At 61.4% G+C, this 14,870-nt stretch carries 14 protein-coding genes; 8 read left to right on the top strand and 6 right to left on the bottom strand.

What is annotated here, in order from left to right:
- A partial coding sequence (locus PLL20_18890) for a hypothetical protein (GenBank protein HPD32063.1) occupies positions 1–260 on the top strand: 260 nt, incomplete at its 5' end.
- A gap of 18 nt (positions 261–278) precedes the next feature.
- Here PLL20_18890 and PLL20_18885 read toward each other — a convergent pair.
- Both PLL20_18885 and PLL20_18880 read right to left on the bottom strand, forming a co-directional pair.
- Complete coding sequence (locus tag PLL20_18885; GenBank protein ID HPD32062.1) at positions 279–716, bottom strand: hypothetical protein; 438 nt, start codon at positions 714–716, stop codon at positions 279–281.
- A gap of 147 nt (positions 717–863) precedes the next feature.
- Positions 864–1,790, bottom strand: coding sequence for a transposase (locus PLL20_18880; GenBank protein HPD32061.1), 927 nt, complete (start codon positions 1,788–1,790; stop codon positions 864–866).
- A gap of 173 nt (positions 1,791–1,963) precedes the next feature.
- Here PLL20_18880 and PLL20_18875 point away from each other — a divergent pair, with 173 nt between their 5' ends.
- On the top strand, positions 1,964–2,788 hold the full coding sequence (locus PLL20_18875) for a thrombospondin type 3 repeat-containing protein (GenBank protein HPD32060.1): 825 nt from the start codon (positions 1,964–1,966) through the stop codon (positions 2,786–2,788).
- Positions 2,789–2,910: 122 nt separating this feature from the next.
- Here the strand turns inward: PLL20_18875 and PLL20_18870 are convergent, their stop codons facing one another.
- Positions 2,911–4,440, bottom strand: coding sequence for an amidophosphoribosyltransferase (locus tag PLL20_18870; GenBank protein HPD32059.1), 1,530 nt, complete (start codon positions 4,438–4,440; stop codon positions 2,911–2,913).
- A 564-nt stretch (positions 4,441–5,004) separates the two neighbouring features.
- Between PLL20_18870 and PLL20_18865 the strand changes: the two genes are divergently transcribed.
- Positions 5,005–5,568: a hypothetical protein gene (locus PLL20_18865; protein HPD32058.1), complete on the top strand. Its 564-nt coding sequence runs from the start codon at positions 5,005–5,007 to the stop codon at positions 5,566–5,568.
- A 26-nt stretch (positions 5,569–5,594) separates the two neighbouring features.
- Here the strand turns inward: PLL20_18865 and PLL20_18860 are convergent, their stop codons facing one another.
- The 3 genes from PLL20_18860 to folP all read right to left on the bottom strand — a co-directional run bounded on the left by PLL20_18860 (position 5,595) and on the right by folP (position 9,157).
- Positions 5,595–6,440 (bottom strand): hypothetical protein, encoded by an 846-nt coding sequence (locus tag PLL20_18860; GenBank protein HPD32057.1) that lies wholly within the window; start codon positions 6,438–6,440, stop codon positions 5,595–5,597.
- 319 nt (positions 6,441–6,759) lie between these two features.
- Positions 6,760–8,238: a DUF4375 domain-containing protein gene (locus PLL20_18855; protein ID HPD32056.1), complete on the bottom strand. Its 1,479-nt coding sequence runs from the start codon at positions 8,236–8,238 to the stop codon at positions 6,760–6,762.
- A gap of 58 nt (positions 8,239–8,296) precedes the next feature.
- The gene (gene folP / locus PLL20_18850) at positions 8,297–9,157 is read right to left on the bottom strand and encodes a dihydropteroate synthase (protein ID HPD32055.1); all 861 of its coding nucleotides are present in this window, start codon (positions 9,155–9,157) and stop codon (positions 8,297–8,299) included.
- A gap of 276 nt (positions 9,158–9,433) precedes the next feature.
- Here folP and recA point away from each other — a divergent pair, with 276 nt between their 5' ends.
- The 5 genes from recA (at position 9,434) to PLL20_18825 (ending at position 14,760) form a co-directional block, all read left to right on the top strand.
- Complete coding sequence (gene recA, locus PLL20_18845) at positions 9,434–10,579, top strand: recombinase RecA (protein ID HPD32054.1); 1,146 nt, start codon at positions 9,434–9,436, stop codon at positions 10,577–10,579.
- Positions 10,580–11,205: 626 nt separating this feature from the next.
- Complete coding sequence (locus tag PLL20_18840) at positions 11,206–13,110, top strand: hypothetical protein (protein HPD32053.1); 1,905 nt, start codon at positions 11,206–11,208, stop codon at positions 13,108–13,110.
- Between the two features lie 145 nt (positions 13,111–13,255).
- A complete protein-coding gene (queC, locus tag PLL20_18835; GenBank protein ID HPD32052.1) occupies positions 13,256–13,912 on the top strand; it encodes a 7-cyano-7-deazaguanine synthase QueC in 657 nt (218 codons plus the stop codon).
- A 36-nt stretch (positions 13,913–13,948) separates the two neighbouring features.
- Positions 13,949–14,341, top strand: a complete 393-nt coding sequence (queF, locus tag PLL20_18830; protein ID HPD32051.1) for a preQ(1) synthase — start codon at positions 13,949–13,951, stop codon at positions 14,339–14,341.
- Positions 14,338–14,760, top strand: coding sequence for a 6-carboxytetrahydropterin synthase (locus PLL20_18825; GenBank protein ID HPD32050.1), 423 nt, complete (start codon positions 14,338–14,340; stop codon positions 14,758–14,760). The genes queF and PLL20_18825 overlap by 4 nt, the downstream gene beginning before the upstream one ends.
- The last annotated feature ends 110 nt before the right edge of the window (positions 14,761–14,870 follow it).

Genomic DNA, 14,870 nt, shown 5'->3' with positions numbered 1-14,870 from the left:
CGGGCCGAGCGAGCGAGAATGTGGCCCGGAAAGGATTCCGGGCCGAGCGAGCGAGGATGCGGCCCGGAAAGGATTCCGGGCCGAGCGGATGCAACACCAAGATGATGGAGATTGTGCTCGGGCTGTTGGCTCGCCGCAGGCCGCAGCCTGAGCCACTCGCGGGCAAGGAGTACACCTTTGCCGGTCTGAAAGAACCCGGGGGCATTGAGGCCTTCTTTGACGACAAGAACCTTCGCCTGTGCCTGGGGCCCGATGCGTAGAGGTGTGGGAACCGCCTGCTAAGGACGTTCAAAGATCGCGCCGTCGCTCACGCGTTGGAGGCGACCTTTATGATAACGATAGGTGACGGTCTGGCCCATCATCCGAACGGCTTCGATTTCGCTGCCCTCCAGGCGAATGATGTCGCCGGCAAACTGATTGTGATCCTGGTTGAGTTCCTGGTAATTCCCGAACTTGTTGTTTTTGGCATCGAAACGGCCGTCCTTGTTGCAGAGATGGAACCAGAGAACGGAGGCATGCGCGGCGTCGCCGCCGTTGATCTCCACCCACCGCCCCTCCAGGACGCCGAGGAGCTCTTTCGACACCCTGGGTGTCTCCGATCCTCCTCCCGCGGCCTGCGACGCGGAAGGGTCGGAAATGTCGCCGGAGAAGACGTACCATCCTGCCACGGCCCCGATGAGCACTGCGCCTGCCCAGGTCAGCAATCGCGACTTCATCTCATTCCCTCGTTTCCAGGCTGTCATTCGCGTTACGCCCGCAGTCGAACCTCGGACGATCTCGCGAGCAAGGTCCGATACGCTCCGGCACGGCTGAGCCTGAGGCGGCAGCCGCAGCGGTTTCTTCGGCAAAGGACGACTTTGACTTCAGGTCTTCTTGAAGCGCTGGGCGACATGAAGCAGGCTTGCAGCGTTCCGAGTGAAGACCGGAGCTCCGGCGGGAACGGCACAAGATATCCCAGCGTGGCATATTTTGACGGCTTCAAGCAGCTTTGGGAAGTTGTTGAGGGTTTTGATGATTTTGAGGATTCGCCGGCGTAACCACTCGTCGGCGTTGAGGGTGAGGGTCAGGATTCCCTGGGGTCGGGTGAGTCGGCCGGCGCGGTGCAGGAAGGTTGTTCGGAGGGTATCGAGTTTCTCGAAGGCCCAAAGGGCGGGGCGTTGGGCGGTGGTCTGTCGGCATGGCGGGGTAGTGGCCATCTGGAGTTCGCGGGCGAGGTTGTGGGCGAAGAGGCCGGCCAGGAGGCAGAGCTGGTTGCCGATTCGCCGGGTGACCGGCACGTAGTCCATCTGGCAGTGGGCTTTGAGTTCACCGAGGATGTTTTCCTGTGATCCACGGCCTTCGTGGAAGAGAACGGCATGACCGGCGGCGAGGGTCTTGTTGGTGATGATGACCTTGAAGTCGAATCCGGTCTGGTGGGGGATGAACAGATATGACTGTACCGGCTCCTTGTGCCGGCGTTTGGCCAGGGTGCGGACGAAGAGGAAGCGGAACTGCTGGTTCCAGACCTTGGGCTTCCAGTCGGCCGCGAAGTAAGACACCTCGCCGTTGATCCGCTGCCATCGTTTCCGTCCTTCGATCATCGGCTTGAGCTCGGTGAATCGCTCGAAGGGCACGCTGATGGTGAACTCGATGTCGTGCCGGTCCACTGCGGAGACGATCTGGTCGCTGAAGAAGGCGCTGTCCATGCGGACCTCGACGATGATCCCCGGGAGGGCTTGGCGGACCGTCTTTTTGCGGGCCGCAACCCAAGTGCTCTGCGATCCAGAAACATGCGCGCAAGCCGCACCGATATCCGGCCGTAAGGTTCTAATTATCTCATTTTAGCTTCCTTTGTATTATTCCGAAAAGGCTATTTAGGGCGGACTGCAACAGCAATGGTATTGTCGATGAGCGCGATATCAGTTGCGGGGAAACCGGCGGCCCCTGTGATCTACCGGGTTGCGGCCTGAGCAGCGATTGCAACGTGGACGGCGTCCCGGACGGTTGTGAAGTCAGCGGCGCGGCTTGCTCATTCCCCGTGTCTCCGGCGGGAAACACGACCGGAGCCGCGGACAGCTATTTTACCGGTCCGCCGGACGGCGTTTACCTTGGTCTTGGCGGCCAGATTGTCACGTATTCATTTGAGTGCCTCGTTTTTGACGGGCCGGGCGCCGATGTCACCGTATATGAGGTGGACAGCGGCTCTGCGGAATTCAGTCTGATGGACGTCCTTGTAAGCATGGACGGGCTTTCGTTCGTGAGCGTCAAGCAGACGGAAGGCTCTGCGATTCGGATTCCCGGCGATGAATCATACACCAATATAAGCTTTGCCAGGTCATATGATCTGGGCATCACCGGCCGGCCGTGGATCCGCTTTCTGCGCATCGACGGCAACGGAACCGGTGCGGCCGGCGGTTACACCGGTTTTGATCTCGACGCCGTCGGCGCCATACGTATCCCCTTTGATTGTGATGCGAACGGCATTCCCGACGCGTGTGACCCTGACACCGACGTGGATGGCGTGGTGGACGGTTGCGATCTTTGTCCCGGCACGGTTTTGGGAGTGAGCGTTGATTCGAACGGTTGTCCGCCGTTGATCGCGTGCGATAGCGACCGCGACGGCGACGTTGACACTGCCGATATGGCCGCGTTCGAATCCCGTGCTTGCGGACCGGGCGTCCTCTGCCTCGGCGACTGCAGCAGCGTGGATTTCGACGCCGACTTTGACGTCGACCAAGCTGATTTCGCGGTCTGCCAGGCTTGCTTCAGCGGTGTGGGCGTACCCGCAGCGGCGCCCTGTCGACGTTGATCCGTGCAATTTGGACGGTGAGAGTTGTTTTCTCCGGGGGGTAGCGCGGTTCCTGGGGGCAAAGCGTGTCGCAACTGTCCGGTCCTCGCAGAGACGGGGAGCGCGTTGCGCACCGGTGAGCGTTACCTGCTTGTTACTTTGGGGCGCCTGAGCACCTTGGGCGGAACAACCGGCGTTGTGAGGCCGGGGTCGATCGGGACGGGTTGCGGCGTTGCTTTTGCCGCAGTGCGATGGTCGCAGAGCAGTCCGCGGCGGTTGTCGACGCCGTCCCAGCAATAGGTGCAGAGTTTCTCCTTGGGAAGTCCGATGGCGGCGACGAGGTCATCGAGCGTCTGATACCTGAGGGTCGTCAGGCCGAGCTGATGGCGGATCCGGTCGACCATGGCGCAATGCTTGGGGTTCTTGCAGTCGGCATATTCTCTGAGGCAGGGATGGCGGCCGTCCATCTCCTTGATGGCCTTTCTTGCGGCCAAGTCCAACTCGGACTTGGATCGCGAGAAGTTGAGAAACCTGCAGCCGAAGACCAGCGGGGGGCAAGCCGGCCGCATGTGCACCTCTGTGGCCCCGTGGTCAAACAGCGACCGAATGGTTTTGCGAAGCTGGGTGCCACGGACAATCGAATCCTCGCAGAAGAGCAGGCGCCTGCCCTTAATCAGCTCGCGGATGGGAATGAGTTTCATGCCGGCGACGAGATTGCGGGTTTGCTGGTCCGGCGGCATGAAGCTGCGCGGCCAGGTGGGCGTGTACTTGACGAACGGTCGTTGGTACGGCACGCCGGCTTCGTTGGCGTAACCGATGGCATGGCTGGTGCCCGAATCGGGTATACCGGCCACGAGGTCCACGTCGACGTTGTCGCCACGGGCCAAGGCCGCCCCGCAGCGGTAGCGGACGACCTCGACGTTGATGTTTTCGTAGCTCGACGCCGGATAGCCGTAGTAGACCCACAAGAACGAGCAAATCTGCATTTGGTCACCGGGCGGGCTCTTTTGTTCGACGCCGTCCTGTGTCACCAGGATGATCTCGCCCGGGCCCAGATACCGGTCGACTTCATAACCGAGGTTGGGCAGGGCCGTGGTCTCAAGGGTCACCGCCCAAGCTCCGGGTTTGCGGCCGATCACCAGGGGGGTTCGGCCATACTTGTCGCGGGCGGCATAGATACCTTCCCTGGTCAGCAGCAACAGCGAACATGAGCCGTCGACCGACTCCTGCACGTTTCGAATGCCATCGACGAAGGAGCTTTCCTGATTGATCAGCGTGGCTACCAGTTCCGTCGGGTTGATTTCGCCGCCGCTCATTTCCGAAAAGTGAATTCGGCGCTCGCCAAAGGCCTTGGCGGCGAGGGTGTCTGCGTTACGGACCGCGCCGACGGTGACGATGGCGTAGGCACCGAGGTGGCTGCCGATGATCAGCGGCTGATCCTCGTAATCGCTGATGACGCCGATGCCCCGATGGCCGTGCATGCGGCGGATGTCGTCCTCAAACTTGGATCGGAACTGGGCATTGGTGATATCGTGAATGAAGCGGGTGTAGCCGCTGCCGTTGGCCATTGCGAGCCCGCCTCGCTTGGTGCCCAGATGGGAGTGGTAGTCGGTCCCATAGAAAAGGTCGTGTGTGCAATCGTCACGGGAGACTGCGGCAAACAAACCACCCATGAATGGCTCCTCCTGCACGGCGCCGCTGTCAGCGGCCCATCGGGGTTCGGCGTTCAGCCCATGGTGCCCCCCGGCCGTCGCCGGGGCCTACGGGAAATGGAGTCCTGTATGCTTGCGGCGGCCCGCGCCAGCGGCCCGCATTCAGCTATTCCGCAAGGCATTAACAATTGTGACGCAAGCGCTCAGCCGCGCAAGGCTGACCGGATGGCAACGTATCTTGCCGCCGGGGGTTGTGCAAGCGTGAAAGAAGCCGGTCTTTTCCGCCGGTTGTGAGTTCCAGGCGGTCTCGTGCGATAAATCGTTGATTCTGGGGGGATTGCGGCGGCGGGGGAATGCGAAGGTTTCTTTCCGGGGCCTATCTTTGAGAACGGCGACTGCAAGGGGGCAGCCTGGTTGTGGCCCGCTGCCGTTGGGTGCCCTGCCGTTGGAGATCTCCGGCTGCTGAAAGAGCCTCGCGGCTCAGCCGGCCATCGCCGCACGAACGAAGTGGGGCATGCAGACTCTCGAGCGGCATGCTACAATGATTGGGTAACCATTTCGCCTGTTTCTACAGGAGGCACGAGCATGGCAACGACCCAATTGCGACGCGGCATGTTGATCCGGCACCAGAACCATGTTTACGAGGTCGCCGATTTCCAGGAGCGACATACCGGCAAGCAGAAGCCGACCGTCCACGTGGCCCTGCGTGACGTGCGCGACGGTCGGCCGGTGGACCGCACCCTCAACGACCTTGAACCGATCAACGAGGTAGCCCGTGCCTATCGGCAGATGCAGTATCTGTATCGTAGGGATGAGACGCGGGTATTCATGGATTGCGAAACGTTTGAGGAATATGAATTGAGCGAGGCACAGATTCGCGGGGGCAGCGAATTCCTGGTCGAGGGCCAGGAATACCGCGTCTCGTTTATCGACGGTTCACCGGCCTTCCTCGACCTGCCCGACACCATCGCGGTCAAGATCGCCATGACCGCGCCGCCCGAACACTCCGTCGGCGTCGCGTCCAACATTACCAAGGAAGCGACCCTGGAAAACGGCCTGCAAATCCGCGTGCCGTTGTTTCTCAAGACCGGCGACGTCATCCGCGTCGACACGCGAACCAAGACCTACGCGGGCAAGGAGCACGGTTAGAAGAACGCGGGCCGTCGCTGCCCTATCTACAACAGAATCATCGCCAGGAGGTAGTCCAGGGCAAACCCGACACCCACCGATACCAAACCCACAACCGGAATGAGCCAGACGGCGGCGGTCCTGCCGCTGGATGCCCGCCCGCGAGCGGTGATCGCCTTGGCCAGTGCCAGCCACCACCACAGGATCATCAAAGCCGGAATGGTCATCATCGCCAGTTGCAGGCAGAATATGACAAAATCGTCGAGAGTCGCCGAGGAATCGGCGATTTCGATGAAAATGCGCGGCAAGAAGAGCACGACCGCGCATGAGATGGGAAAGTAAGTGGAAAAGCAGGCACAAAGGGTGCGCCAGAACCGATATTCGGCCCCCCTCAGCACCGCCAAGGGTTCGACGAGGCGAGCCAGCAGCAGGGCGATGATCGCTTCACAGAAAAGCGTGCCGACGACGGGACCGACCGAAAACAGAAGAGCATATCCCGCGGCATCCGCATCGTAGCTCATGATCGCAGCGGCCATGAAGATGACGAACACGCCGGCGCCTCGCATCGCCCACCCGTACGTCGTTGCGCCGGCTTTGCAAGGCATGGGTGGTAGTTCCCTGGCCAGCCGGGCCGGGCGGGTCATGCTGTTCGTCAACACGCGGCCATGCTGGTCGGGGTTGTCTGAGCGCGTGAAGCCCAGCGGCAAGTTTGGTTCAGTGCTCCAGCGAATGAGTCTTTCACGGTTGAAGTGGTTGCCGCACTCCGGGCAGCGGTCTTGGCAGAGGCCGCGCAGGTTGTAGTCGCAATGCGGGCAGAACAGCTCGATGTCGGTAGCCGCGGGCAGGCTATCCGTGGACCGCGATGTCGATCCTGTGAAACCAAGATCGTCCATGGGCGGCGACCTCCGAGAAGAATCGTCAGGTGATTGACCTGACTTTTCAAGTCTACCGAATACGAAGGCCCGTCGCACCGATTCCCCTTATGATTGTTCGACGAACCGGGCATGAATTGCCGTCACCGTGGGACGGGCATGCCCCAATTGTCGCCGTACCGGCAAGGGATTGCCGTTCGTGCGGAGAAGAGATAGGCCAGACAACCGTATTCATGCCTGAGAAGCTGCGCGCTTGCCCGATTGCTCAGCCGGCGGCACAGGGAATCCGCGGGACGCGCCGGTGAAGCGCTGCTTGCCAAGGCTTATGGCGGCGATCGGGTCATCCGGAGGGCGCTGACTCTGCGCCTGCCTGGGAAGTTGCGGGGGCTGCCGGGGTTTTGGCGGCCGGGCCTGAGGTTGCGGTCTTCGAAGTCATCGCCGGCCGGAAATGGTCCTTGTGTTTGAGGGCGAACTGCAGCACCAGAAGGCGCCTTTCGTCCTCGTCCTTACGAAACCTCTCGCTCAGCTTGTCGAGGTTTTCGAGCTGCTCGTCGGTCATCTCGGATACCTGCTGTTTGCGTACATCGGTGTTGCGCGAAGGTCCCTTGTCGCCGAATTCCTGCATTGCTTTTTCCAGGAGCCGAGCCGTCCGCAGTGCTCCGATTTCCCGCAAGGCCGAGACCGCCAACGCGGCGTTGCGACCACAGGTACACGTGAAGTAGTCGGTGAAACCGTCGTCTCCGACGTGGTGTTCGAGGTTCATCACGTATACGAGTTTCTTTTGCGGATCCGACAGCTCGCTCAGCCTGCGTTCCTCGTTCAACTTTTCCACGAAGGCGTCGGGATCGGGAATACCCTCCCAAACGCAACGTGCGCGCATGGCCATCAGGCGGGTTTCCTTGTCTCCCCAAACGAGCGTCTGGCTGATGAGACTCTCGGTTTGCGGACAGCGATTGTGAGCCAGGATCAGCAATCCGAGGGCATATTCTCTTGAATTGGGATAGCGAGCGGCCTGGGCTCGCAACTTGCCGAGCAGGTGGATGATCTTGTCCGTGGGAACGGCAACCTTGCCCTGTTCCAGTGCCTCAAGAACAGGCTCCAGCAAACGGCTCGAGGGGTCAAGGAACTTGTCATTTGTCAGCACGCCGGCAGCCCGCGTGGCGTCGATCTTCATCAAACACTTTGGCACTTCGTGCGAGACCTCGTCGTCGGCCGAGAGGATCGCGACGAGCGGCTCGAACACTGCCGCCCCGAAGGCCTTCGAGAGGCGGTTCTCGGAAACGGCCTCGGCGATGCCCCGGGTTGCGTGGACCTGCAATTCATGGTCCTTGCCGGTCAGGACGTTCTTGACCGGCTCGGCACATTCGTCCGTGGCCATACGGCCGAGGCAGAATGCCGCCTTTCTACGAATCGCGCCCTTCGGGCTGTTCAAGAGGGTCTTCAACTCGCGAGCCGCAATCTCGGGTTCAAACTTGATGAGGAGTTCGACGATTTCGTTGACGGGGCATTGCCAGCCGCGGCTTTTTCTTCGGCCTTGGTGGAACCGAGGATCTTTCAGGGCTTTCAGCAGATGCGGAACACAGTCCTTGCCTTCGGCCAGCAGGTTCCTGTAGGCGACCGTGCACGAATCCCAATCCAGAAGGTCGTCGACCATGTCGTGAATGCGGGCGTCGGTCATTCGTTGGACTTCGCCGTTTCGGCCGCCGTCCGCCGGGTCCTCGAAGATCGTGGCCGGGCGCGGAAGCGGTCCCTCGGCGCGGGCGCCGCTGACGAGAACCTCTCCCAAGAGTAAGAGCCAGAGAAGGAATAGATGCTTCATGGTCACCTCTCCTCGCCAGAGTTCTGCCGCTTATTTGACTCTGGCGGGTGGGCGACGGTCAACCGGCGGACCGGATCGCCGCGCACAGGTCGGCCACTTGGCGGCAGGCAGCGACATCATGGACCCGGACGCATTCGACGCCGGCCAGGACACAGGCCGCCACGGCCGCCAGCGTGCCGTACAAGCGTTTGATCGGTTCGGGAATACCCAGTACCTCTCCTATAAATCGTTTGCGGGACGGGCCTATAAGTACCGGGACGCCCAAATCGCGGAACTCGCCCGCACGGCGCAGGATTTCGAGGTTATGGGTCGTGGTCTTTCCAAAGCCGATGCCCGGATCGACGACGAGTCGCTCAAGCGGGATTCCGGCGGTGGTTGCGGCGACGATACGCTCGGCCAGGAACTGGCGGATCTCGGCAACAACGTTTCGGTAGGTCGGGCATTGCTGCATGGTGGCCGGTGTGCCTTGCATGTGCATGAGGATCACCCCGACGCCGGTGGAGGCGGCCAAGGGTGCCAAGGCCTGGTCGTCGCGCAGCGCCGTGATGTCGTTGATGATGGTCGCACCGGCATCCACCGCAGCCCGGGCCACTTCGGCCAGCCGAGTGTCGACGGAGATGGACGGGCCCCGGGAGCCGAACTGCCGGGCCAATTCAGCGATCACCGGCCGGGTCCGGCGAATCTGCTCGTCTGCGGGCACAGGTTGGCTTCCGGGGCGGGTTGACTCGCCGCCAATATCGATCACGTCGGCGCCTTCTTCGGCCATTCTGACGCCCGCCTCGATGGCCTCTGAAGCGCGGGCATACCTGCCGCCGTCGCTGAATGAGTCGGGTGTGACGTTGAGCACTCCGAACACGAAGGGTCCTGCCCCGCGAACGAGCGGTCTGCCTTTGATGTGGAGCACCTGCTGGGACATCATGGGGCACATTATAGACGGGGAATCGCTCCTGGGCATACGGATGTCAGCTTCACAAGAGCACCCGATGAAGCCGCTCGTAGAGTGCGATAAAATGCCTTGAATAAAGGAGTTATAGTTGATCGCTCCTATTGTTCTGGTTGGCGGTAACCCTCGTGTGAATTTGCAGGCGTCAAAAAACCGAAAATTTTCCTAACCAAACGCTTGCCTAACTTACGATGCGTTGTATACTGTCATCGTCATTGGCGAATCGAGGTACTTTTTCAGGACGCACGAATCATGACCCAGAGCACAACGACTGCAACAGGTGGCAACCGGGAGCAGGCCCTGGCCCGGGCCCTGCAACAGATCGAGAAGAGCTTCGGCAAGGGCGCGATCATGAAGCTCGACCAGCACGAAACGACGGTCCATGACGGTATCAGCACTGGCACGCTGTCGCTGGATCTGGCGCTGGGCGGATATGGGATTCCGCGCGGTCGCGTTGTGGAGCTATTCGGACCGGAGTCGTGCGGCAAAACCACTCTGGCTCTGCACGTTGCCGCCAGCGCGCAGCGGGCCGGGGGTGTGGCGGCGGTCATCGATGCTGAGCATGCCCTGGATCCGACGTGGGCCAAGCGATGCGGCGTGAAGCTTGAGGAGCTGCTGGTCAGCCAGCCGGATACGGGAGAGCAGGCCATGGAAATCGTCGAGATGCTCGTTCGCTCGAACGCGGTAGACTGTATCGTTGTTGACTCCGTGGCCGCACTGGTGCCCAAGGCGGAATTGGAGGGTGAAATAGGGCAGTCGCATGTCGGTTTGCAGGCGCGGCTGATGAGCCAGGCGCTGCGCAAGCTCACCGGGATCATCTCCAAGAGCAAGTGCGTGGTGATCTTCATCAACCAGCTTCGCGAGAAGATCGGCGTCATGTTCGGCAACCCCGAGACGACGCCGGGCGGACGGGCACTCAAGTTCTATTCGTCGATCCGGCTGGACATGCGCAAGATCACGACGCTGAAGGAGGGCGAGACGGCCATCGGCAACCGGGTGAGGGCCAAGGTCGTCAAGAACAAGGTCGCCGCGCCGTTTCAGTCAGCGGAGTTTGACATCATGTTCAATTCGGGCATCAGCAGCGAAGGCGACCTGATCGACCTGGCCATCGCTGAAGGCCTGATCGAGAAAACCGGCGCGTGGATCAGCTATGGACAGGTTCGTTTGGGCCAGGGTCGCGAAAACGCGAAGCAGTTTATCCAGGAGAATCCGGACCTGGCCAACGAGATCCGCGAGAAGATACTTGCGCGGCGGCGGCCGGCCGCGACTCCCGCCTCCGGTGACGGCAAGGTTCCTTCTGAAACCTCGAAGGCAACGGCTGTCACCAAGGAGGATCCCGCGGCGAAGGACAGGGGCAAGGCTAAGCCAAAGTTTCCGCCGCCCAAAGGCAAGCGTTGAATGATGGTGACGTGACGCGACGGCAGGGATTCGGTGGGCGATCGCGTAGGGCACGGGCGGGTGCGGCTCTGGCACCGGCCCCGTGCGTCCTTGATGGGAACGGGACGGGCTTGTTTCCCGAGGATTCATCATCCCCAAGGGCAGATGAGTACCTGGAAGGAAACCGGGACGCAAGCCTGTCCCGTTCCTTTTATTCTGTCAATCGGTACCGCGGGTCGCGGTACTGTGGGCGGCTCCTTCACAGGCTCGAGCGCTCGCCACGGCGAAGCCGGTAAGCGGGGGGCCCCGGACCGACTCCCACAAGCGGGACAAGGGCAAGGCAGGAGCGCGAAGCGGCATCGCTACGGGGGGACTGGTCCTTTCCTGTTTCGCCAAGGCTGCACAGGGCGGGTGCGGTCGCGGTTTTGAAAGAGCCCCCTGGAGGAACCATGGACCAGCCGCACCGAATTGGCCGCGGACCCGGTTCCCGCTCGACACTGCTGCCTGCTGGTTATCGCAACCAACATGTGACAGGTATTGACCTTTCGAGAACAAGATGCTGGCGGTAGAATGCGAACCCGTCGGGCGGCGGGCGTCAGGTCGCCCAAGTTCAAGGGGAGCAACATTCAGCGATTGGAGAACGCGCCATGTCATCTATGTTTGGACTGGTTGTTTCTGCGCGCCATGTCTTGGTATCAGCAGTGACCCATGTGCTGCTTGCCGGCCTGCTTTTGTCCGCAACACCCCGGGCTGAGGCACAGGATGCGGCCGCCCGTTTGACACAAACATCAGCAATCTCGAAGCTGCCTGAGATTCAGCGGTTGGGCGATGACACCACGGCCTATGTGTTTCGAATGGGCTGGGAGGAACTGAAACCCCAACTGGCCGGCACCCAGGCCCTGGAGGCCATCGAGGACCCGCAGATACAAGCCTTCTTCAAGGCATTCAAGACTGCCGGCGAGCGGTCGCATCCGGCGTCTCCTTTCTTTCAGTTTCTGCTGTCGGCGTTGCACGACCGACTCGTGATGGTCACGCGGCCGATACCGGGGGGCGAGACCCAGTCGAGTGAAGAAGAGGAGGAGCAAGGAAAAACGGCCAAACCCGGAACCCAGAACTTCGCGATCATCACTCCCGGCCCGCAGGGCAAGGCGGCGTTCGGGGAACTCTATGGCAAAGCAATCGGGGCGCTCAAGGAGGCGGCCGAGGCGGAATTGGAAAAGGAGAAGATCGGATCCCTGACCTTCGACGTGTTGGAGAAGACCGGCACGGGCCTGCACACCGCCTGGAACAACGAACAATGCTACTGGGCCGTGGGGGCGGGCGCGGCCCGATGGGCGGCGGAATCGTCCGCTCCGGCACGCTCGCTCGATCGTTCCGAGCTGTTTCAGACATCGATCGGACCGCTCTTCAAGGGGCAACAACGGCAACCGATCGCGATGTACTACTATGACCTACGGCCTTGGTGGCGCAAGGTCGACGGCATGGATCATCAGGGGATGTGGAAGCAGGTGTCGTGGCACAGCCTGGACGCCGTGGCCGGTGCAACCTTCATTGAGAAGGATCACTATCGCAACCGGCATTACTGGCGGATCGGCCCGGAGCGATACGGGCTCTTTAAGGACAGCCGCACGGCCCGCATCAACGAGGCCTGGCTCAAACGTGTACCGGCGGACTCCAGTGGGTTTACCACCGGTGTCTACGACGCCTGCAGCCTCATGGCGTTCCTTCCCACGATCTTCATGCACCTGTTTGGTGCTGATGAGAAGAGCATCATGCAGGCGCCGATGTTCGAGATGCCGTTTCAGCCCGTGCTCAAGGAACTCGGGCCGCGGTACCTGATCTACCGCATGCCGGGGCGCTACGGCAGCTTTCCGATAGCCGACGTGTTCCCGCTGAGCAATGCGGTTGTCATTTCGGAGGTTCGCGATGCAGCGGCATTCAAGGAAGCCTTGCAGACCTTCGCGATTGGGCCGGTGCAACCTCACACCTCGACTGTTCTCGGCCGAACAGTCATCAGCATCAACGTGATGTATTTCACGATTTACTTCGCGGTGTTCGACAACGAGGTGCTGATCACGATGAACCCGCAACTGCTCAAGGACGCGATCGAGGCTGCCGAACGGCCGGGGCCATCGGTGATTGAGACCGCCGCATACAAGGAAGCAGTGCGGGGTGTCTCGCCCGACGCGTGTTTCCTGCTGTACATGCCGCCAGGCGGGTTTTCGCGGGGCATCTACGACCATTACATTCCGATGCTTCAACAGACGATTGCTTTGGCCGGGGCGTTTCGCGGATTCGATTCCAAGCAGAAGCCCGCTTCCACGCTCGATCCGATCGTGTTCCCCAGGGGGTCTGATATCGCCCGCCATGCCAGGCAGGCGACGATACTGAGCGCCGTCGATGATGGCGAAGGGGTCTTGTTCGACGGTACTGCTCCCATTCTGACCACTCCCTACTTGGGCCTACGTGCATGCGTTGAACAGGTTGCTTCCGATCGAGGGCGAGTATCCACCTTTGATGCTGGCGGTTGTGCCGTTCATTGGCGTACCTGATTGACTGGCGGCCTGATCCCCTGCGACACCGCTGGAAAACGCAGGACCGGCCTCGTATTGTACGAATGCGGATGTTGCCTGGTGGGTTTGGCCACGGGTGAGGCTCGGCCGCCCTGGAGGACGGGCAACAGCGTTCTGAGCGGTCATGCGGATTGTGTTGATCCACAGCGGCGGGTTGGATTCGACGGTGTTGCTGTACAAGCTGCGCGCCGAAGGTCATGAAGTGCGCTGCCTGGGAGTCGACTACGGGCAGCGACACCGGCGGGAACTCGACGCGGGGCAGGCCATCTGTCGCGATGTGGGCGTCGAATACCGCGTTGCCGACCTGAGGGGTTTGCGGTCGCTGCTGGCCGGAAGTGCCCTGACTGACTCGATCCCGGTCCCCAGCGGCCATTACACCGACGAGACGATGAAGGCCACCATCGTGCCGAACCGCAACATGATCATGCTTTCAGTGGCGATCGGGTGGGCGGTGAGCCTGAGGTACGACGCCGTTGCTTACGCGGCCCACGCGGGCGACCACACCATCTACCCTGATTGCCGGCCGGTTTTTGTGGAGGCGGTTCGCAGCGTTGCTCGGTTGTGCGACTGGCGGCCGATCGAGTTGCTGGCGCCGTTCGTAGGCAAGAGCAAAGCCGATATTGTCCGTATTGGGGCGGAGCTCGGCGTGCCCTTCGAGCGGACATGGTCGTGCTACAGGGGCGGAGAGCTTCACTGTGGCACCTGCGGGACATGCGTGGAACGGCGGGAAGCGTTCCAGAAAGCCGGTATTGCAGATCGGACGGTGTATCGCGGACAATAGGTTAGCCGGGTTTGGGCGACCGGCAGGAGCACGAGGATGGACGGACTGCACCATCTGGGGAAACCGTCGAACCAGCCGACGGAGAAGGTGGACCTGATCGAATGGTCCGGCCAGCCGATGACCGTGCGCCTGGAGTGCTCGGAGTTCACGTCGCTGTGCCCGGTGACCGGTCAGCCGGACTTCGGGCAAATCATCATCGAGTATGTACCCGGGCGATTTCTGGTCGAGACCAAGTCGCTCAAGCTATACCTGTGGAAGTATCGCAGCGAGCCGGGGTTCAACGAGAGCCTGGTTGACAGGATCGCCTCCGACCTCTTCGAGCAGATCCGGCCGTTGTGGCTGCGGGTGAGGGGGCAATTCAACCCCCGCGGCGGCATCCGCGTCACCGCCACCGCCGAGCGAGGAGACAACCGGCACCGACCGTCATGACCACGATCGTTCGCACCATTCAATTCAGCGCCGGTCACCGCCTGCGGCAACATGAGGGCAAGTGCGCCCATGTTCACGGGCACAACTACACGGTCGAGTTCCACGCCACTGCCGAGCAGCTCGACAGCCTCGGCCGGGTGATGGACTTCAGCGTACTAAGAGATCGACTCGGCGGCTGGATCGACCAACATTGGGACCACGGGTTCATCTGTAGCAAAGACGACCGGGAGGTGCTTGATGCGATGGCTCTGGTCTCGGGGCAGAAGCTCTTTGTGATGGAGGTCAACCCGACGGCGGAGAACCTGGCCCGGTACTTGCTGGACGTCGTCGGGCCGGAGCAACTCGCGGGCACGGGTGTTCGGTTGGTGCGGGTCGTTCTTGCCGAGACCGAAAACTGCCGGGCGGAGGTGAGTATCTGAGGGTTCGGGGTTCAGGTTTGAGGTTGGAGGGGAAGGGGGGGTGGAGCCGCGAAGGCGGCGGAGACTTGCCGAAATCGTCTGCCGCTTCGTACCTGCCATATCCATGGATA

Source organism: Phycisphaerae bacterium (assembly GCA_035384605.1).
Taxonomy (GTDB): Bacteria; Planctomycetota; Phycisphaerae; order UBA1845; family PWPN01; genus JAUCQB01.
Note: the sequence above shows the minus strand (reverse complement) of the source record. Positions and strands in the feature narration are given on the sequence as shown.